The organism is Steroidobacter sp. (assembly GCF_036402275.1).
GTDB lineage: Bacteria > Pseudomonadota > Gammaproteobacteria > Steroidobacterales > Steroidobacteraceae > Steroidobacter.
The window spans coordinates 169,830-188,975 of record NZ_DASWTF010000011.1; the positions used below are offsets into that span (position 1 = coordinate 169,830).

Below are 19,146 nucleotides of genomic sequence, written 5' to 3' on the forward strand. Positions count from 1 at the left end.
TTCCTTTCATTACTCTTTCCGCTACTTATCTGGTCGAAAGCGGCCGAGGCCCTTTCGACACGCCCGTCAAAAGGCGCGACTTTTGCCGGGCTAGAACTTCTTGTTCAGCAGCAGCTTGTAGTAACGGCCATACGGATTCGCCAGGAAGGGGTCGTAGCTCAGGTCCAGACGGGTGAGCGGCGGATCCTCGTCCGTCAGGTTGATCACCGACGCCGTGATCGTGGTCTCGCCCGGCAACGATAAGCGGTACACCGCGTCGTAGGTCAGGAACGAGCCGACGTTCAGGCCAGCGGGCACCGTCTGATCCAGGCTCGTGCGCACGTCCTTCACGCCGTCCACATAGCGCGCTGTCAGGCGCAGACCCTGGTTGGCGTTCGCGAAGTCCACATAAGCCGCGCCGCGAATCTCGGGCAGCGAACCCGCGCCCAGACCCGAAGCGCCACGCGTACCGACGAAGTCGTCGGCAGCCTGGACCATGATGCCTTCCACGAACAACGCTTCACGCTCGTACTCCAACGTGTAAGTAGCGTCGGCGCCGACCAGGATGTCGGTGCCCAGGAACACGCCGTCGAACAGGTACGACACGCTGCCGTCGATACCGGACAACTGCTGATCCGGACCGTTGATGGTCTTGGTCGTGACGCGCAACAGGTTCGTCAGGCTGCAGGAGCCGTTGAACTGGAAGCGCGAGCGCAGGCCAGCGTAGGCCGGGTCGGTGCAGCCGTTCGCGAAGCCGTTCGGCGTCGGCCGGAAGAACGTCGAGATCATCTCGCCGCCGCTTTCGACTTCGAGCGATTTCTCGAAATCGTAGCTCCAGTAGTCCAACGACGCGGAGAAGCCGCCGGCCTTGACGATGGTGCCGACGTTGAACGTGAACGCCTCTTCCGGCTCCAGGTTCGGATCGCCGACCACGTCGAAGGTCTTGTACTGCTGCACGGCCGAGATCAGCGCCAGCGTAGTCGCCGAAGTGCCGGCGAGCTGCGTCTGCTGCGGGCCACGGAACGTCGTACCCACGGAGCCGCGGAACGTCAGCCAGTCCAGCGCCTGCCAGCGCGCCGAGAACTTCGGATTGGTGGTCGAACCGGTCGGGCTGCCGTAATCCTCGTAACGCACGGCGACCTGCGCCGAGAGGCTTTCCAGAATCGGCACGCTGAACTCGGTGAACACGGCCTTGATGTCGCGGCTCAGATCCAGCGGCGTGAAGCCGCCGAGGAACGTGAACAGGCCGGTCTGAACGTTACAGTTCATGTTGCCGCTGAGCGAATCCACGCACGGATTCTTGGTGAGATCGGTCAGATCGTTCGGATCGCGCTCCAATGTTTCTTCGCGATACTGCAGACCGGCCGCCCAACCGATGTCGCCGGCGGCGAAGCCGAACGGCAGCTGGCCGTTGAACACCGCGTCGACGACGAAGGTGCTGGCGGTGTCTTCGTACGCGTTCTCCTGGAACAACCAGGAGGCGAGCTCCGCCGTGTTTACGGTGTTCGGATTGTAAGTGAGGTCGTTGATCGCGCCGGTGGCCGCATTCATCTGCACCGCGCTCGAGAACGGGTTCAACCACAAGCAGCCCGGCGCGCCCGGCGTCGTGCCGGTGCAGTTCGGTCCGCCGAGGCCGTTCAACGCGGCCTGCAGGCGCGTGGTGATGATGTCCGGAGTGATGACTTCACGGGTTGTCTCCATGAACGTCACGCCGACATCCCAGTTGAACAGCGAGGCTTCGCCATTCAGGCTGGTGGAAATACGAAACGCGTCGAAGTTGCGCTCGTCCTGCTTGCCTTCGCCGGTGAGCGGATTGCCGCCGGCGCCGAACGGACGCCACGACAGACCGCTGAAACGCAGGCTTTGCGCACCCGCGAGCGCAGCCGCGCCGCCGGGCTGAGCTGCGATCAGATCGCGAATCTGCTGAGTGAAGCCAGGGTTGTCGACCGGTACGGAGAACGTCGGACCGGTCACGCTGCGCGTGCCGTCCGCGTTCAAGGTCAGGTTCGGGCCGACGGTGGGACCGTACGACGGCGAGGAATTCTCCTCCGGCGTCTGGTGCACGGCGTACATCGCTTCGACGTGCAGCTCGGTGCTCTCGCCGAACAGCTTGTTGAATTCGCTGTAGACGTTGTAGTGCTCTTCACGCTCGACCAGGTTGTTGAACGGCGTGAACTGGAAAGTACATTGCGGACCGCCCGTGACCGGATTGCGGCTCTCGATATTGCCGAGCTCCGTGCAGCCAGGATCGCGGAAGCTCGTCGCGGCGCCGGCGGCGTTGATGATGGAGAACGCCCCGGGATTGCCGACGCTGGAGTAACCGCCGTTCGGATTCTCGGTGATCGGGCGCAACGCGAAGTCGCGATCGCGCGTGGACAGCTCGGAGCGATGGCGATAGCCGCCGGCGACCAGCACATCCCAGTCGTCGCCCTTCGTGCCCCACAGCAGGTTGGCGCTGTAATCGCCATCGGAGCCGTCGATGTAGTTGTACGAGCCTTCGAGGTTCAGACCTTCGTAACCGCGCTTGGTGATGAAGTTGACCACGCCGGCGACGGCGTCGGAGCCGTAGGTCGCGGCCGCGCCGTCCTTCAGGATTTCGATGCGACCCATGGCCGCCGTCGGCAACAGGTTCACGTCATAGCCGATGGTGCCCGCCGGCGACTGCGCGAGGCGGCGGCCGTTCATCAGCACCAGCGTGCGCACGCCACCGAGGCCGCGCAGGTTGATGTTGGCGGTGCCGGAAGTGTTCGGCGCGGTGAACTGATTCGACTCGCCAACCACGCCCTGCACGGCGGGAATCTGCTTGATCAGCTCGACCATGCTGGGCGAGCCCTGCTTGGCCAGGTCTTCCGCTCGCAACACATCGATGGGCAGCGCGGCGTCTTCGGCCGCACCCTCGATGTACGAACCGGTGACGACGATCACCTCGATCTCTTCGATGAACGCCGTCTGATCCGGCTCCGCCGCGTTAGCGGCCCCCGCCCCCGCCAGCGCTGTGGCCAGCAGCGCGGTGTGAATACTCGAACGCAAATACGAACTCATGGATCCTCCTGACATAGTCCGGGCAAACCGGGCATCCGCCCGGCGCTGCTTTCCGGTAAACAAATTCGTGACGTTTTCGCCGATACGTTGCAGTGCTGTCCGTGCGTCCGTGGCGCTCCCGCCACGACCGTTGGCATTTTTAGTGGGATTGGAAACTGCGGTATCCCCCGTTACGACGTCAAGCGCGACCTAATGTTAAATGATGCTTTGTTGCATCCTTAATACTTTCTTGACACTGGAGTGTGAAGAACATCAAAAACAGGCCAGTTTTGTCGCCTGCGGTGCAGCCTGAGTGTCAAGGCTTAGTGTGTTTGGTTAACCACCGTTGGCGGGAAACGCCTGCACGCCGCTTCAGGGAATGTCTGTTTTAGAACTCTTGTTTGGTTGATGCGCGCAAGCGACATCTAACCCTTCGGTACCGCGCTGCAGACATTGCGGCAGAAATGGGCGGGGCGTCGGACGGTGAGAATGGAAGCGCCGGTGACTCGAACGCGGGCACGGGCGGACGGTACGGTTCAGCGAACCGTACATTCGAAAACGCTGTTTGGGTGACGCGCCGACCGGCGGTCGGCGCGTCCGAGGCGAGCTCGACTAGAACATTTCCGAGGCGTCCGGCGGGCGGATCGGCTTCGGAGTGTTGCGGGAGTTGATGTGCTGGCCGGTGATCATTTCGTCATAGGCCTGGCCGGGGCCGACCATGGGATACACGCCGGCGTCCGGGTCGATCATGACTTCGAGGAAGGCGGGACCCTTGAACTCGATGAATTCGCGGACCACACGCTCGACGTCCTGCTTGCGATCCAGGCGCACCGCGTACTGGAAGCCGTCGGCCTGCGCGGCCTTGATGAAGTCTTTCTTGTGCAGCGACTTGTCGCTGGCGGACAGGCGGCCCTTGAAGAACAGCTTCTGCCATTGCTTCACCATGCCGTCGCCGCAGTTGTTCAGCACCACGATCTTCACCGGCAGATCATAGGTCGTGACCGTTTCCAGCTCGCCCAGGTTCATGCGAATGCTGGCGTCGCCGTCGACGTCGATCACCAGCTTGTCGGGATTGGCGAGTTGCGCGCCGATCGCAGCGGGCAGGCCGAAACCCATGGTGCCCATGCTGCCCGAGGTGAGCCACAGGCGCGGGCTGCGGAAGTCGAAGTACTGCGCCGACCACATCTGATGCTGGCCGACGCCGGTGCTGATGATGGCGTCGCCCTTGGTGAGGCGGTTGATCTCTTCGATGACGTGATACGGCTGAATGAGCGCGCTGTCGCGGTCGTAGTTCATCGCATGGTCGCGACGGAGTTGGGCGCAATGCTCGATCCACGCCGACCAGTCGCGCTTGAAGTTCCCGCGCCGGCCATAGGCCAGCAGCGTGCGCAGCGCTTCGGGCAACATCCCGACGTGATGCCAATGAACCGGCTTCACCTTGTTCACTTCGGAAGCGTCGATATCGATCTGCGCGATGCGCTTCGCATTCGGCGCGAACTTCGGCGGGTTGCCGGCGACGCGATCGTCGAAACGCGCGCCGAGAGTAATCAGGAAATCGCAGTCGTCGACCGCGTAGTTGGCGAACGCGGCGCCATGCATGCCGAGCATGCGCATCGACAGGTTATGTGTCGTGTCGAACGCACCGAGGCCCATCAAAGTAGTAACGACGGGAATGTTCAGCTCGATAGCGAGCTCGCGCAGCGCCGGCGCCGCACCGGATTGAATCACGCCGCCGCCCGCATAAATGAGCGGCCGCTTGGCTTCACCCAGCATGCTGAAGAATTCGGCGCATTGCGCATCGGACAGCGTGCTGCGCAGGAGACGATTCATGCGATGCCGATAACCCGGCACCGGCAACCGGCCCGTGCCCTGGAAGGCGCCCTTCCAGTTCTGCACGTCTTTGGGAATGTCGATGACCACCGGCCCCGGCCGCCCGGTGCGGGCGATCTCGAACGCGGTGCGCACGGTGGCTTCCAGCTTTGCGGCGTCAGTCACCAGGAAGATGTGCTTCGCCACCGAGCCCATGATGCTCGCGACCGGCGCTTCCTGAAACGCATCGCTACCGATGGCGCCCGTGGGCACCTGACCGCAGATGACCACGATGGGGATCGAGTCCGCCATACAGTCGCGCACCGGCGTGACCGTGTTGGTCGCTCCCGGCCCGGAGGTCACGACGCACACACCGACCTTTCCGGTCGCCCGTGCGTACCCCGCCGCCATGAAGCCCGCGCCCTGCTCGTTGGCCGGCACGACCAGCGGCATGGGCTGCCGCCCTTCTTTCACACCGTCGCGGTTGTGCACGAATATCGCGTCGTATGTCGGCAGGATCGCGCCACCGCTATAGCCGAATACCGTCTCCACGCCTTCGTCGGCGAGCACCTGGACAATGATCTCGGCGCCTGACATCTGCTTGCCGGCAAGCGGGTGGCTGGCGGCGGAGAGCGCGGCAGGACTGTGTTTCACGACTGTTTCCGGAAAAAAATGCGCCCGGATCGCTGCTTGCGACCGGGTTTATGCGACCGGGGGAGCCTACAGCAAGGCGATGCCTAGCGTCTATTTGGCACCCTGGGGCGCGCAGGCCCCCAGTTTTTCGGTCAGGTTCACCCTGTGACCGGAAGACCCACCCCCTAACCCCTCCCGTGAACGGGAGGGGGAACCAAGAATTCAATATCCTGTGCTCGCCTGCGGCGAGCACGCGCCAGTACAGAAACTCGCTGCGGCGAGCTGGCGGGATATTCCACGCACGTTGAATGCGTCGTTCGAGGTGACCTCCCTTCTTCCGGCAGTGTCGAGAAAGAGGGACCTTTTCGGCAAAGTGCGCCCAGGGACGGGACCCGACGACGTCGCGCGATAGCGCGACTGAGGGGGAGCACGGTGCCGGAAGGAGGGAGGTCACCTCGGGCGGCGCCAGCTACCGACGCCTCTTCTTGTGAACGCGCCGCCGCGGCAAAAAAGTGGCTCTTCCACTTGACCGAACCCGCGATGGGTCACTTCAGTCAGGCCACGCTGGCTGGTATCTTGGGCGGATGCAGAAAGTCATCGCTCCCATCGTAGTCATTACCACCGGCGGCACCATCGACAAGGCCTACTTCGACGCGCTCAGCGCGTACAAGATTGGCGAGCCGATGGTCAAGAAAATGCTGGACGTGGCCAACGTGACGCGGCCGTTTCGCGTGGTCGAGCTGTTTCGTAAGGACAGCCTCGATTTGACCGATCAGGATCGCCGTGCTCTGTACGAGACGGTGGCCGCGCTGGACACCGATCGTGTCGTCATTACGCATGGCACCGACACCATGACCGAGTCGGCCAAGGTGCTGAAGGCGATTGCCGGCAAGACCATCGTGTTCACAGGCGCTCTGTCGCCGGCGCGGTTCGCCGAGAGCGATGCGATGTTCAATCTGGGCATGGCATTCGCGGCGGTACAGACCTTACCGCCAGGCGTGTATGTGGCGATGAGCGGTCAGGTCTTCCGCGGCGACGAAGTGCGCAAGGATCGGGAGCACGCGCGCTTCGTGTCGACGGCCGAGTAGTCCGCATCAAGCGTTAGCGGCCTGCTCCTGCGCTGGCTCGTGCGCCAAGTCACGACGCGCGGCGGCGGGTGTGACGCCCAAGATCTTGCGCATGTGCCGGGCCAGATGACTCTGGTGTGCGAAGCCCGTGGCGAACGCGATCTGCGCGATGGACAACGATTCGTCCTGTAACAACAGCTTCGCCCGCTCCACACGCCGGCGCAAAATGTATTGATGCACCGGGGTGCCGGTCGAGCGCCGGAACAATGTTTTCAAATGCGACACGCTGACGCCGGCCACCTTGGCGATTTCCGCCAGCGACAGCTCGCTTTCCAGATTGTCTTCGATATGCGAAATCACCAGTTTGAGCTTCCATGCGCTCAAGCCGCCTTTGGGATCCCGCATCGGCAGCGAGCGACGGTTGTGCCGCTGTAACAATCGCGCCGCCAACGCAGTCCCGAGGCTCTCACGAAACAAACGTCCACCCGAGCCGCCAGAATCCAGATCCGCTTTGATGGCCCACCCAATGTGCTCGATGAACGGATCGCGCAATTGAAAGCGATCGGCGATCTCGATATTGGCCGGATCCATGTCGAGCTCGATGGCCACACTTCGCAACAACTCGTCTGGCACACGCATCACCAGCGTCGTGCCGCCTTGCTTGGTTTCCCACGCAGCGGGCGTGTGCGCAGGAATGATGTCCAGATCGCCGGCGACTTCGCGGCCATGGCGCAGTTTGCCGCCGCGGTCGCAAGTGACTTCGACCGACGGCCCGATGTGCATGCAGACGATCGCGTAAGGCATCGCGTCGATACGCGTCACGCCGGCGGAGAAGTTGTTGAGCAGCGCATGGACGAACTGGGGGCCTCGCGGCGGTGCTGTGGCCGCGGCGGGACGAAGGTTGCTGGTGGCGTTCATCGGTGATCTCCGGCACCGCATTGCTGCGTCGAGGATACAACGAGCGATGCCTGGTGGGCTGCTCCGCTCCGTGTCAGTCAGCATCCGAATGTGCTGCCCGCGGGCCTAATAGGCGGGCCGGCGACGCCGGAATTATTGAGCAGGCCACGGGCAGCGCGCCACTGGCCGGGCCAAAAGGGCTGGCTGCCGCCGGTGGACCGCGCAACTCATGCCACGCCTGTTTTTACTATTTAGCAACATCACGCGCCAGGAGGCCGGCAAGTTGACACAGGTGGTTGCAAGTGTGATGGTCAGGGGATGTCGACCGTGTCTTTGTCTCCAGCCGATCTTGCCCGTTACAGCCGGCACCTGTCGTTGCGCGAGGTCGGTGTTCAAGGCCAGGAAAAACTCAAGGCCGCCAAGGTGCTGCTCGTAGGTGCGGGCGGACTCGGGTCGCCCGCGGCGCTGTATCTCGCCGCTTCCGGCGTGGGCACCATAGGCGTGATCGACAACGATCGGGTCGACCTCTCGAACCTTCAGCGCCAGGTGCTGTACGACACGCACAGCGTCGGTCGCCCCAAGGCGGAGGCCGCCAAGGAACGTTTGCTGGCGTTGAACCCGGAGATCGAGCTGATCTCGCATCCCGTCGAGCTGCGGGCCGCGAACGTTCGCGAGATCTTCAGCAACTACGACCTGGTGCTCGACGGCACCGATCGATTCACCACGCGCTATATCTCCAATGACGCGTGCGTGATTCTTCGTAAGCCGCTGGTGTCGGCGGCCATCCATCGTTTCGAAGGGCAGGCGATGACGTATGTGCCCGGTCAGGGGCCGTGCTATCGCTGTTTGTTTCCTGAGCCGCCCGCCGACGGCCTGGTGCCGAATTGCGCGGAGGCCGGTGTGCTCGGTGTGTTGCCAGGGGTGATGGGCACGATTCAAGCCACCGAAGCGATCAAGCTGATCGTCGGTGTCGGCGAGCCGTTAGTGGGACGGTTCCTGACTTACGATGCATTGGCCATGCGCTTCGGCGAATTTCGTTTCAGTCGCAGATCGGATTGCGCGGTGTGCGGCGATCATCCGACGATTCGCGAGCCTGCCGATCTCGTCGAGCTGTGCAGCGCCGATGTGATGGCGCAAGTACGACGCCTCGCTCCAGCCGAGCTGCGCGCGATGTTGGATAAAGTTGCGATCATCGACGTGCGCGCACCCGCCGAGTTCGCGGTGGCTCACTTGCCGGGTGCGGTGAATATTCCGGTCAATGAAATGCAGCAGCGTCTAGCGGAGGTTCCGCGAGACCGGCCGGCTGTTTTCATCTGTCGCAGCGGCGCGCGGAGCATGACCGCATCGGCCATCGCTACGCGCGCCGGGCTGGCGAATGTGGCTCACTTGGAAGGTGGCTTGCTTGGCTGGGCCAAGGAACTGGACGCGTCGTTCGTCGTCGCGCCGGTGGGTTGATCTTCAGCGCGCGCCGGCGCGCGTATGCAGCCGAACGTTGCGCTGATTCACCAGCCAGCCGCCGGACGGTTCCCAGTCAGCGAGCTCGGCGCGACGGCGCTCGCGAGCCTGCTCCAGCGCCTTCATCGCTTCCGGCAGCGCCGTGGGGACGGAGGTCGGCATGTGAATCACGTTGTCGTCTTCGAAATCGAGCATGGATGTCTCCTTACTCTTTACTGTGGCAACAGAGTACGCCGGGCGTCGGTCGGCATCATCGGGGCGCGGAGCATGTAATTGATTCCCCGCCGGCAAGAATCCAGGCCAGCTGCGGCTATTTGCCGGTGAATGCGGTTGAGCCAAAGCTGTGATCGGTCGCACAATTCCTCCCATGTTTCGCCCTTGCGGCGTGGGAGCTACTCGTGAATCAGAGCGTAACGGAAGGTTCGGCGAATACGACCATCGCCAATGTCATTTACGTGCTCTATTTGCTGGCGCTGGTCTCGGGCGTGACGGCCTTGATCGGCCTGATCATGGCGTACATCTACCGGGATGGCGCGCCGGAGTGGCTGCGCACGCACTACGAGCTGCAGATCCGCACGTTCTGGATGGGCTTGCTGATCGGCGCCATCGGCGTCGTGTTGAGCTGGGTGTTCATCGGCATTCCTATCCTGCTCGCGCTGGCCGTGTGGTGGATCGTCCGCTGCGTGAAAGGCCTGCGTTTCGTTGGCGAACGGACGCCGTATCCGAACTACCTCGGCTGGGGTTTTTGACCCCAGCGGGAGTTAGTAAACATCGCGGCGATAGCGGCCCGCGATCGCCAATTCCTCCAGCGTGTCGGCGCCCAGCGCTTCTGACAGCGCGGCGTCGACCGCTGGAGCCATTCCTTGCAAACTGCCGCAGACATAGATCGCTGCGCCCTCGGCGATCCATCGGCGCAACTCATCCGCACATTCGCGGACTCGGTGCTGTACGTAGCGTCGCTCCGGTTGATCGCGGGAAAACATCAGGTCGATGCGTTCCAGTTGTCCGCGAGCGCGCCACTGCTCTAGCTCCTCACCATAAAACCTGTCGTGGGCGACATTGCGCTCGCCGAAGATCAGCCAGTTGCGATGCCTGCCCCCGGCGATGCGCATTTTGATGAGCGCTCGCAGGCCGGCGATACCTGTGCCATTGCCGATCAGGATCAACGGAACATTGGTTTCGGGCGCGTGAAAGTTTGGATTGGAGCGCACGCGCACGGCGATGTCCTCGCCGATCTTTGCTCCTGCCGTCAGCCAGCCGCTGCCCAAGCCCGGCTCGCCATCGGGCCGGCGCATCTGGCGCACGAGCAGGTGGATGGCGCCATCCGTGGGCAACGAAGCGATGGAATATTCGCGATGGGGCAGGGACTCTAGTCTCGTGTCCCACGTCGAATTACGAGGATCGATTTCCGCGATGTCGCCCGCCTCCCAACTGGCGCTCGCGTCTGCCTGCGGCCGCAGCTCGATGTGGAAACACGCATCGCCTGCGCTGCCCGGATTCACGTGCTCCCGCGCTGTCAGTCGCCAACGTTCGTAGCGCGGTGCTTCCCAGTCCGGCAGATCGGGACTGTTACTGAGGACGCTGAGCTGGTGCTGCCAGTGGCGCAGCGCGCCTTCATCGCCATTATCGACTTCGATCACATCGAACAATGCCGTCGCGCCCTGGTGGCGCAGCCATTGATCGAGCCGATGTCCGAAGGCGCAATAGTTGTCGTACTCGCGATCCCCGAGCGCGAGCACTCCGTAACTCAGTTCCTTCAGCGGCACGGAGCTGTCTAGAACGTTTCTGACAAAACCAGCGGCGGGGTCCGGCGCGTCGCCTTCGCCGGTGGTGCTCACCACGAACAGAGCACTCTTGGCTTCGCGCAATATCCGCTCGTCGATGTTTTGTAGCGATGCCAGCATGACCGGCGCACCGGCGGCTTGCAGAGACTGGGCCGTTCGATTCGCCAGGTCGGCCGCGAATCCGGTCTGACTCGCGAAAGCGATCAACGTCGCATGATTATTACCGCTGACGACGATGGCCGGCCGCCGGCGCGGCCACAGAAAGTATGCGCAGGTCGTGAGATATAGAACGACGACGACGCACGCCGAGTACAGGCGTGCGTCGCTGATGCCGGCGAGTATCCCAGACATTCCCGCGGTTACTGCGGTAACACTTCGAAGGTGGCGACGTAGCTCAGTCGGCGCTGCTTGGCCTGCTGCAACGACGTCTTCTGATCTTGCAGCCCGGTCTCCAGCCAATACATCCCGGGCGTAGGCCAGTTGACGCTCAGCTCGCCATTGGCGTCGGTCTTCAACTGTTGTTCCTGCTGCTCGTTGCGATAGCGCGTGCCGCCAGCCTGGACGACCACTTCGAGATTCGCGGCAGGCTTGCCATCGAGCAGGAAACGAAACTTCGCGGCTTCGCCCGCATACAAGTCATTCGGGTGGGTCACCGGAATCAATTCGATGCCGACGTTGGAGGGCTTCAGGGCGTCCTGTGTCGGCTTGCCCGCGGTGACGAATGTCTCGATGCGACCGACCGACTCGCTCACTTCCAGCTTCTTGGCGTCGGCGGGCACCTCACTCGCGAACTTCGCAGCCGTGCCACGCCAGCGTTTGCGAGCGCCATTTTCCTCGTAACTGGCGAACAAGCCTTGATTGACCAGTGCCACCTTGTACGTGCCGTTCTGCTTCAACTGGACGTCGAACACGCTGCGATATTTGCCAGTGTGCGCATTTTCGGGCGTGACTTTCGATCCGTCCGGCGCAGTGATGGCCAGCATGTCGAGGCGCAGCGGCACGTGGTTGAAGTAGAACAGATCGTTCGAGACCGCGGCGTCGACGGTGATCCATTGATCGACCGTAGAGACGGTAGCCGAGGGAAGCAGCCACGCCTTGTGCGCGTGGCTGGCGAACGGAGCGAGCAGGGCAGTGGTGACGGCGATGACGCGAAGTGCGGTTTTCATGGTCTTCCTCGCGAAGTGAAGTCAGGGAGTGACATTGAGCGTGACGGCGCCGAGCTCGGTCTTGCCTTTGGCCGTCGCCTGTTGTTTCTGAGTGCCGGGCCATTCGAACGGCAGCCGCAGCAGCTCGCGTCCGCCGACTTCGCGCGACGCTTCGACCACGACGTTGTATTTGCCCGGCGCGAGTTGAGCGAGTTGTTTGTCGGTGCCCTTGAAGCTCAACACGTGCTCGCCGGCGGGACGCGTCGCGCCTGTGACGCCGTCGACGGGCATTTCCAGTTCCCGGCCGCCGCGACGCCACCACTGGCGCAGGTCCTTCAGCCATTGCGTGCCGTCTTCTTTCTTCGAATCGGTCTGATACCAGACGGCGAGTTGCGCGGCGGTCGTTTGATCCTGGTTCTCGACCCACACCGCGAGGTAGGGACGGTGATACTCGGCGACGTCGAGGCGCGGAATCTCGAGTTTGATGTTCAACTCCGCGCCGAGCGCCGCAGCGCTCGATCCGATCAGCAGCACGGCTGCCGTCAGCATCCTTACAAATTTCATGAGCACCTCAATGGATGAACAAAATCGCCAGCAGTAACGGCAGCACCAGGCCGAGCCCCACCATGGGCCACGTCCCGGGACGATTGCCCGCATGCATCTTCAGCAGCAGCAGTCCCGTCACCGCAAACACCAGCGCAGCGAACGCGAACACGTCGATGAACAGGCTCCAGGCGGAGCCGGTGTTGCGTCCTTTATGCAAATCGTTGAAGTAGGAAAGCCAGCCGCGATCGGTGAGCTCGTGCGTGACCGCGCCGTCTTGCAGATTTACGGTCAGCCACGCGTCGCCGCCGGGGCGGGGCAACGACACGTATATTTCTTCGTCCGACCACTCGGTCTCGCGCGCTTCGACCCGCACCGATAGCGTTGAATCGAGCCACTCGGCGACAGGCGCAGGCAACGCCGCATTCTCATTGCCATCGCGTTCCCATCGCTCACGCAACTGCGCGAGCAACGGAGCCGGCAACTCGGCGTTCCGAGTTGTTACTTCAGGCTTCGCCCCGATCCATGAAGCGTGATTCAGCGTGAAGCCCGTGATGCTGAACAACACCATGCCCGCCAGGCACATAGCGGCGCTGACCCAGTGCCACTGGTGCAGGTGTTTCAGCCAGAAGGCCCGGCTTTTTTGCTGGGAAATCACCAAGATACGACGCCCGAATCAGCCCGTGGCCGGGCCGGTAATGGGCCGACATATTGGTGAGAATAATTCTCATTGGCAAGAGCGATAGGGGAAATTCTAAGTTCGGGTCTTGCCGGATCGATTTATGTGTCCGATCGCAACACCGCTGTGCAGGCACAGCGCGTATATTTGCCGCCCCATTTTGGTGAAAGAGGCAGCCTCTTGAGCGCAGCGACCGTCAGTGTCTTCGACATGTTCAAGATCGGCATCGGTCCGTCGAGCTCTCACACCATGGGGCCGATGACGGCCGCCTGCCGTTTCGCGAAGTCGCTGGACGAGCAGGGATTGCTGGCGCGGGTCATGCAGGTGACGGTGAGTTTGTATGGCTCGTTGGCGCTCACCGGTAAGGGACATGCGACCGACACGGCCGTCACCACCGGTCTGGCCGGCTGGCTGCCGGCGCAAGTGGATCCGGATGCGGCGGCCAAACTGATCGAAGACGTACGTCAACACGGCAAGCTCGCGCTCGCCGGTAGTCACGAGATCGACTTCCGTATCGAGCGAGACATTCATTGGAATTACAAGGAAAGTCTGCCGTATCACCCCAACGCTCTGACGCTGTTCGCGCGCGATTCCGCCGGTAATCTGCTGCGCGAAGCGACTTTCTATTCAGTAGGTGGCGGCTTTGTCGTAAGTGACGAAGAAGCGAAAGCGCCTGCCACGGCTGCTGCCGCGACCAACGTACCGTTGTCGTTTTCGGATGCCGCGGAGCTGTTGGAAGTCGCCGAGAGCAATGGCCTGACGATTGCCGAAGTGATGATGCGCAACGAATGCGCGACGCGCACCCGCGAAGAAGTGCTCGCCGGCCTCGATCGCATTTCGGAAGCCATGAACGCTTGTATCGATCGCGGCCTGCGCCAGGAAGGCATTTTGCCGGGCGGTCTGAATGTGAAGCGTCGTGCCGCGAAGCTGCGCGCCATGTTGGAAAAACGCGAACAGACGAACACCGCCGACGGCCTGATCGCGATGGATTGGATAAATGCCTGGGCGCTCGCCGTCAACGAAGAAAACGCCGCGGGCGGCAAGGTCGTCACGGCGCCCACGAACGGAGCGGCCGGCGTCGTGCCAGCTGTACTGCGATACTTCGATCGTTTCTGTAATGGTACGCGCGAAGGACGCCACACCTTTCTGCTGACCGCCGCTGCGATCGGCTCGCTGTACAAATCCAACGCAAGCATCTCGGCCGCTGAAGTGGGCTGTCAGGGAGAAATCGGCGTGGCCTGTTCCATCGCCGCGGCCGGCCTGGCGGCCGCGCAGGGTGGCACGAATCAGCAGATCGAAAACGCCGCCGAGATCGGCATGGAGCACAACCTCGGGCTGACCTGCGATCCCATCGGCGGTCTGGTGCAGATTCCGTGCATCGAACGGAACGCGACCGGCGCGGTGAAGGCTGTCGACGCATCACGACTCGCGTTGATGGGCGACGGCTCGCATCACGTTACGTTGGACCGTGTGATCGAAACCATGCGCCGGACCGGCGCCGACATGCAGGACTCGTACAAAGAAACCTCGCTGGGGGGCCTCGCAGTCAATCTCCCGGAATGCTGAACTCTTCGATCCACCAGTGAGTTAACTCGGAACTGACAGCTCGTTACACTGACGCTCACCGCCAGGACCGCGTCGGATCCGAGCTGAATGCGTTCAGGAGTTGGTCATGACCAGAGTGGATCGTTGGGTGGCTGTCATCGCGGCAGCCGTGTGTGTCGCCGCCGCGAATGCCGATGAGTACGCCGGCAAACCAAAAGAACAAAGCGCCGCGCCAGCTCGCTACACATTCTCGTGGCCCTTGGAATCGGGTGCGCCCGCGCCGCGCGGCGGCACGACGAAGGGCGCGCCAGTAACGCTCGACCTCGAACCCTCCAAAGCCTGGAAGGACGTGCGCGCCGACGGACTCTCGTCGCAAGAGCGCGATCGCCGCGCCATTCTCGCAATGGCCGGGACTTATCGCGTCACGTTCGACTTCCTGGAGGTCGTGCCTTTCGTCACGCAGGAAAAGCCGAACGCGCCGTACCAATCGTGGGGCACGGAAAAAGTCTACGTCGACAGTGACGACGGTAAGAACGTCAGTCTCGTGCACATCCTGGAGATGCGCATCGTGCAGAAGGATGGCTCGATCAGCGAGCCCATGGTCACCAAACATTGGCGGCAGGACTGGAAATACGAACCAACTCACATCGTCGAGTATCGCGGCCGCGACCGCTGGCAGCGCCGCAAGCTGAGCGCCACGGATTCCAAGGGCGCATGGCTGCAGACCGTGTATCAAGTCGACGAATCGCCACGGTATGCGAGCGTCGGACGTTGGGAACATTCCGCGAGCTTCTCGACATGGATGAGCGGAGAAACATGGCGTCCGCTGCCTCGTCGCGAGTGGAGCGTGCGTGACGACTATCAAGTGCTGGTCGGGACCAATCGTCACACGATCGCGCCGACGGGTTGGATTCAAGAAGAAAACAATCTGAAGACCGTGCTCACGTCCGCGCGTGAAGTCGATTCATCGCGTCCTTACGTGGCGCGTGAGTATGGCGTCGCTCGTTACGAGCGAATTCGCGATGCCGACTTCGCTCAGGCGGACACTTATTACGATAAAACCAAACAATTCTGGGACCAGGTGCGCGATGAGTGGTCGCAGATTTTCGTGAAGCAGGGGGAAGTCACGTTGAAGGGACCGGTCGACAAGCTGGGTCTGTTCTTTCCCTTATTCGCCCAAGCAGATGCCGTCGCGGAGCAGGGCGCCGCGGCCAGCGCCCAGAATCAGACGGTCATACGTAACGCATTGAAAGACATGGGCGCGTTGCCCTAGCGCGCCCCTTCATCAGCAGCAATCGGCAAAAAATCAGAAAAGTCCAATAGAGGCTTGCTTTGTTATTGAGAAGCATTATCATTTGCACCCATGCTGCAACACCAACCGAAAACCCCTCTCCGCCCTGCGGAGGTTCGATCGCCGGCCACCGAGCTCGCTCGAGGGCCGGCGATTCCTTTACTGCGCTCCGAAGAGCTGTTCGGTAAGGCGCGGGAAATTCTGATCGAGCACAGCGGCGGGTATTACCGCTTGCGTGTGACTCACAGTAACAAGCTGATTCTCACGAAATAGCCGCCACAACTAGGGCAGCTTTTCGGGTACATGGATGTACCCCGCCGCCGCAGGCGGCGGCGAGCCAGCGAAAACCACGCTTTTCGCTGGGCTCGCACGAGGGTCGTGGCAGGATGCCCGATCCCGAGTTTTAAAATGTGCCCGCCAGCGCCGTCCTTCCCCAGATGGCGCAGCTAGCTATCTCTCTCATACGCCGCCGAAAAACAAACATCGGCGTGATCTGAGGTAGCCCGTGCCAACACATGTTTGGTTGTTGAGCTTTGCGATCGGTACCTGGATGCTGGCCGTCGCGCTCGTCTATTCAGCCTCGCCGCGACAGCGCTGGCTGCGCGTGCCGCTTCCCGCATTCCCTTCTCGTGTCAGCGCCGTGCTCGCCGCCATCGTCGGCTGCAAAGCGTTGGCCGAAGCGCTGCGTTTCCTGTCTTGAGGAGAGATTCGTGATGAATGCAGTCGTATCCCGCCGTTGTTTGACTCGTGTGATGACGGATGACGATCGCGGCGTGGAAGTGGCGCAGCTGCAGTCCGTGATGCATCGGATTCAAAGCTCGCTGCGCGATGTGCCGATGGCGCAACGTGAGTACATTGCCAATGCGCTGCTGAACCTGGCGGTGACGCGGATGGTGAAAGAAGAGGGCAGGTCGCTCACTGCGAGCATTCTGCTGCGCCTGGGAGATGTGGTCGCCAATAGTGACGCGTCGCCGGCGCCCGAGAGAGCCGTCGATCTCAATCGCATCGACGCTTGAAACAAAGTCACCTGGCGGAAGGCCAGGTGACAGTAGCTCTAGACGGAGAACAGCACGCGCCCGGTGCGCGGCTGATTCTGGAACGCGCCCTGACGGCCGTAGACTTTCGGCTGACCAGCACGGCCAGTCACCACATCCAGCATGCCTTGAACGCGATTCAGTCGCGCGGTCACCAGCGCACCGTTGCGATCGTTGGCCGTGCGACAGCGGTTGGCGCGTTCGCCGAGCTCCTTCCAGCGACGGCGCAATTGTTTCCCAGGGTCGCACCACGCGAGGATGCGATCCAGACCTTGCACGTCCGCCGGCACGTTCAAAGCACGGCACAGCGATTTGCGTTCGTCTTCGATCCGCAGCAACGTGCCGATGCAGTTCTGGCGCGCCTGGGTCGCGCGATCCAACGCTTCGACGTCGTTGGCGACCAGCAATTCATGTTCACGGTCGAGCAGCGTCAACAGCTGGTCGAGCGTGTTCGATTCTTCGGCGATCAGTTTGTCGAGATGATCGCGACAGGCAACCGGATCCACGGACCTTTACTCCTTAGATTACTGAGCTGCTCCCAGTTCGCGATCCATGCGGAGCAACTTGTCGGCGATGCGCTCCGGCACCACCTGATAACTACCATCCTCGATCGCCTGGCGGATGCGGGCGACTTTCGCCTCGTTCACCACCGGCGCGCTATTCACCGTCTGTTCCAGCGCCGCCAACTGGCGGGCCTGATCGGTGATCCGCACGGGATTGGCCGGCTGACTCGCCACCTCGGCGGAGTTAGCGGCGCCATCACGCGTGCGCGACACCGACTTATCGGCGCCCACCTGCACAGGGGTGTTCTGGAAGCCAGTGATTTTGGTAGTCACGTCCGTTCTCCGGTTGCGGCGCCGACAACCACGTCGCACCGCTCGAAGGGTGTAACGGCTGCGATTCTGAGAACTTTAGCAACCTCATCGGCCACGGCCTCAGAGGTGGCTTAGGGGGAACTCGCAGCCTGCGAGAAACCGGCATGACAATACGTCAAATCAACTTGGCTTCATCCACTCCCGTCTGACAGTCGTACTGAGACACCAGGCACGCTTTCGGGCCATTCACACCCGTGAGCGACTCAGGGAAACCCTCAACAGCAGAAAATTGTCGCATTCCCGGGCCAGATTTCACGAACCGACCCTGACAACTCCAGCACTTTCCACCACACCTTCCACAACCTTGAGCGAGCTCACATTCTGGACCCGCACGCGCTCGGTGGCGGCGCCCTCGGTGAGCGCCTCGCCCTGGGCGCGAATCTGCACCGGACCATTCGCGGCGATCAGCGTGACTCGCTGACCGCGACGGACCAGCACGTTGGGTTGGAGCATGTCGACTGTCAGCGCCGTCCCAACAGGGAGGGAGCGCTTCAGTCGATGGCCCTGCAAGCTCGCTACATCGCTTACGAACATGGAGGCCGATCCCGGCAGGCGACGAACCTGCGGCTCCACATCGGCAATCTCGACCGGTGAGCGCCGCGACAGCGGCCGGCGCAACACCAGCACCGATACCTCGACCTCGACGGTCACGGGCACATAAATAGTCCAGGTCGTGGCGGCCGGGCAGCGCACGCCGATGGTCATGCGACCGGTGTTCATCGCCGTGCCTTGTGAGAAAGCCTCGAGCGGCGACGCGCACGCATCCAATCGCAGCCGCGGGTCCAGCTTGTTGGCAGTCACGAAATGCTTGACGGAATTTTCCGGCAGGGAAGACCGTACGAACTCTTCAGCCGCGGCCTGAATCGCGTCGATGGATTGAATGTTGGCGCCTGCATAGGACTGGGCGTTGGCTGTGCCCGCCAATGCCAAGACCGCCAGGGCACTCATTAAGAAGCGATGGAACATCACACCCGCCGAGAGTCGTCTCATTGACGCTGCCTGAAATAAAGCAATTCAAATGCCAGAAATCACGCACGCTCCCCAAACGTGCGCACCCGTACAGCATGCATCGTAGGAACTGTGACGCACCCGACAAATCAGGCGGATGCTTAAATCCCTACTTATCTATGTGAGCTGGGCCAGAAGACCCACCCCCTAACCCCCTCCCGTGAACGGGACGGGGAACCAAGAATTTATTATTTCGCCTGCGGCGGGCCTTCCGGAACCGGAATGTGCCACCAAAGCCGAAGGCGACGTTCGAGGTGACCTCCCTTCTTCCGGCATTGTCGAGAAAGAGGGACCTTTTCGGCAAAGTGCGCCCAGGGACGGGACCCGACGACGTCGCGCGATAGCGCGACTGAGGGGGAGCACGGTGCCGGAAGGAGGGAG

The 19,146-nt window shown here is 62.2% G+C and carries 19 protein-coding genes; 8 read left to right on the top strand and 11 right to left on the bottom strand.

The genetic code is table 11. The annotated features are described in order from the left end of the window. Nucleotides 1-90: 90 nt before the first annotated feature. Both VGD45_RS04660 and ilvB read right to left on the bottom strand, forming a co-directional pair. Entirely contained in the window at nucleotides 91-3,021 is a 2,931-nt protein-coding gene (locus VGD45_RS04660; protein WP_331154104.1) for a TonB-dependent receptor domain-containing protein, read from the bottom strand. Nucleotides 3,022-3,612: 591 nt separating this feature from the next. Beyond that, complete coding sequence (gene ilvB / locus VGD45_RS04665; protein ID WP_349263213.1) at nucleotides 3,613-5,406, bottom strand: biosynthetic-type acetolactate synthase large subunit; 1,794 nt, start codon at nucleotides 5,404-5,406, stop codon at nucleotides 3,613-3,615. 620 nt (nucleotides 5,407-6,026) lie between these two features. Between ilvB and VGD45_RS04670 the strand changes: the two genes are divergently transcribed. After that, complete coding sequence (locus tag VGD45_RS04670) at nucleotides 6,027-6,530, top strand: asparaginase domain-containing protein (protein ID WP_331154106.1); 504 nt, start codon at nucleotides 6,027-6,029, stop codon at nucleotides 6,528-6,530. Between the two features lie 6 nt (nucleotides 6,531-6,536). On the opposite strand, the gene VGD45_RS04675 is transcribed toward VGD45_RS04670, so the two are convergent. Next, on the bottom strand, nucleotides 6,537-7,427 hold the full coding sequence (locus VGD45_RS04675) for an AraC family transcriptional regulator (protein ID WP_331154107.1): 891 nt from the start codon (nucleotides 7,425-7,427) through the stop codon (nucleotides 6,537-6,539). Between the two features lie 297 nt (nucleotides 7,428-7,724). Here VGD45_RS04675 and moeB point away from each other — a divergent pair, with 297 nt between their 5' ends. Next, on the top strand, nucleotides 7,725-8,861 hold the full coding sequence (gene moeB / locus VGD45_RS04680) for a molybdopterin-synthase adenylyltransferase MoeB (protein WP_349263209.1): 1,137 nt from the start codon (nucleotides 7,725-7,727) through the stop codon (nucleotides 8,859-8,861). 3 nt (nucleotides 8,862-8,864) lie between these two features. Here the strand turns inward: moeB and VGD45_RS04685 are convergent, their stop codons facing one another. Continuing rightward, nucleotides 8,865-9,056, bottom strand: coding sequence for a hypothetical protein (locus VGD45_RS04685; RefSeq protein WP_331154109.1), 192 nt, complete (start codon nucleotides 9,054-9,056; stop codon nucleotides 8,865-8,867). A gap of 203 nt (nucleotides 9,057-9,259) precedes the next feature. Between VGD45_RS04685 and VGD45_RS04690 the strand changes: the two genes are divergently transcribed. Then, nucleotides 9,260-9,610, top strand: coding sequence for a hypothetical protein (locus tag VGD45_RS04690; RefSeq protein ID WP_331154110.1), 351 nt, complete (start codon nucleotides 9,260-9,262; stop codon nucleotides 9,608-9,610). A 12-nt stretch (nucleotides 9,611-9,622) separates the two neighbouring features. On the opposite strand, the gene VGD45_RS04695 is transcribed toward VGD45_RS04690, so the two are convergent. Genes VGD45_RS04695 through VGD45_RS04710 form a run of 4 tightly spaced genes read right to left on the bottom strand, consistent with a single transcriptional unit; the run spans nucleotide 9,623 to nucleotide 12,988 of the window. Then, nucleotides 9,623-10,996, bottom strand: a complete 1,374-nt coding sequence (locus VGD45_RS04695; RefSeq protein ID WP_331154111.1) for a sulfite reductase subunit alpha — start codon at nucleotides 10,994-10,996, stop codon at nucleotides 9,623-9,625. An 8-nt stretch (nucleotides 10,997-11,004) separates the two neighbouring features. Next, entirely contained in the window at nucleotides 11,005-11,811 is an 807-nt protein-coding gene (locus tag VGD45_RS04700; protein ID WP_331154112.1) for a DUF4198 domain-containing protein, read from the bottom strand. A 21-nt stretch (nucleotides 11,812-11,832) separates the two neighbouring features. Beyond that, the gene (locus VGD45_RS04705; RefSeq protein WP_331154113.1) at nucleotides 11,833-12,354 is read right to left on the bottom strand and encodes a DUF2271 domain-containing protein; all 522 of its coding nucleotides are present in this window, start codon (nucleotides 12,352-12,354) and stop codon (nucleotides 11,833-11,835) included. 7 nt (nucleotides 12,355-12,361) lie between these two features. Continuing rightward, nucleotides 12,362-12,988 (bottom strand): PepSY-associated TM helix domain-containing protein, encoded by a 627-nt coding sequence (locus VGD45_RS04710; RefSeq protein ID WP_349263215.1) that lies wholly within the window; start codon nucleotides 12,986-12,988, stop codon nucleotides 12,362-12,364. A gap of 204 nt (nucleotides 12,989-13,192) precedes the next feature. Between VGD45_RS04710 and VGD45_RS04715 the strand changes: the two genes are divergently transcribed. The 5 genes from VGD45_RS04715 (at nucleotide 13,193) to VGD45_RS04735 (ending at nucleotide 16,864) form a co-directional block, all read left to right on the top strand. Then, the gene (locus tag VGD45_RS04715; protein ID WP_331154114.1) at nucleotides 13,193-14,578 is read left to right on the top strand and encodes an L-serine ammonia-lyase; all 1,386 of its coding nucleotides are present in this window, start codon (nucleotides 13,193-13,195) and stop codon (nucleotides 14,576-14,578) included. Nucleotides 14,579-14,684: 106 nt separating this feature from the next. After that, nucleotides 14,685-15,830: a DUF6607 family protein gene (locus VGD45_RS04720; RefSeq protein WP_331154115.1), complete on the top strand. Its 1,146-nt coding sequence runs from the start codon at nucleotides 14,685-14,687 to the stop codon at nucleotides 15,828-15,830. Between the two features lie 90 nt (nucleotides 15,831-15,920). Beyond that, nucleotides 15,921-16,121, top strand: coding sequence for a hemin uptake protein HemP (gene hemP / locus VGD45_RS34050; RefSeq protein ID WP_349263210.1), 201 nt, complete (start codon nucleotides 15,921-15,923; stop codon nucleotides 16,119-16,121). Nucleotides 16,122-16,353: 232 nt separating this feature from the next. Continuing rightward, nucleotides 16,354-16,548, top strand: a complete 195-nt coding sequence (locus tag VGD45_RS04730; RefSeq protein ID WP_331154116.1) for a hypothetical protein — start codon at nucleotides 16,354-16,356, stop codon at nucleotides 16,546-16,548. Nucleotides 16,549-16,561: 13 nt separating this feature from the next. Further along, the gene (locus VGD45_RS04735) at nucleotides 16,562-16,864 is read left to right on the top strand and encodes a hypothetical protein (RefSeq protein ID WP_331154117.1); all 303 of its coding nucleotides are present in this window, start codon (nucleotides 16,562-16,564) and stop codon (nucleotides 16,862-16,864) included. Between the two features lie 38 nt (nucleotides 16,865-16,902). On the opposite strand, the gene VGD45_RS04740 is transcribed toward VGD45_RS04735, so the two are convergent. The 3 genes from VGD45_RS04740 to flgA all read right to left on the bottom strand — a co-directional run bounded on the left by VGD45_RS04740 (nucleotide 16,903) and on the right by flgA (nucleotide 18,747). Beyond that, entirely contained in the window at nucleotides 16,903-17,388 is a 486-nt protein-coding gene (locus VGD45_RS04740; RefSeq protein ID WP_331154118.1) for a flagellar protein FlgN, read from the bottom strand. 18 nt (nucleotides 17,389-17,406) lie between these two features. Beyond that, nucleotides 17,407-17,718: a flagellar biosynthesis anti-sigma factor FlgM gene (gene flgM, locus VGD45_RS04745; RefSeq protein WP_331154119.1), complete on the bottom strand. Its 312-nt coding sequence runs from the start codon at nucleotides 17,716-17,718 to the stop codon at nucleotides 17,407-17,409. Nucleotides 17,719-18,009: 291 nt separating this feature from the next. Beyond that, nucleotides 18,010-18,747, bottom strand: coding sequence for a flagellar basal body P-ring formation chaperone FlgA (flgA, locus tag VGD45_RS04750; RefSeq protein WP_331154120.1), 738 nt, complete (start codon nucleotides 18,745-18,747; stop codon nucleotides 18,010-18,012). Nucleotides 18,748-19,146 lie beyond the last annotated feature (399 nt).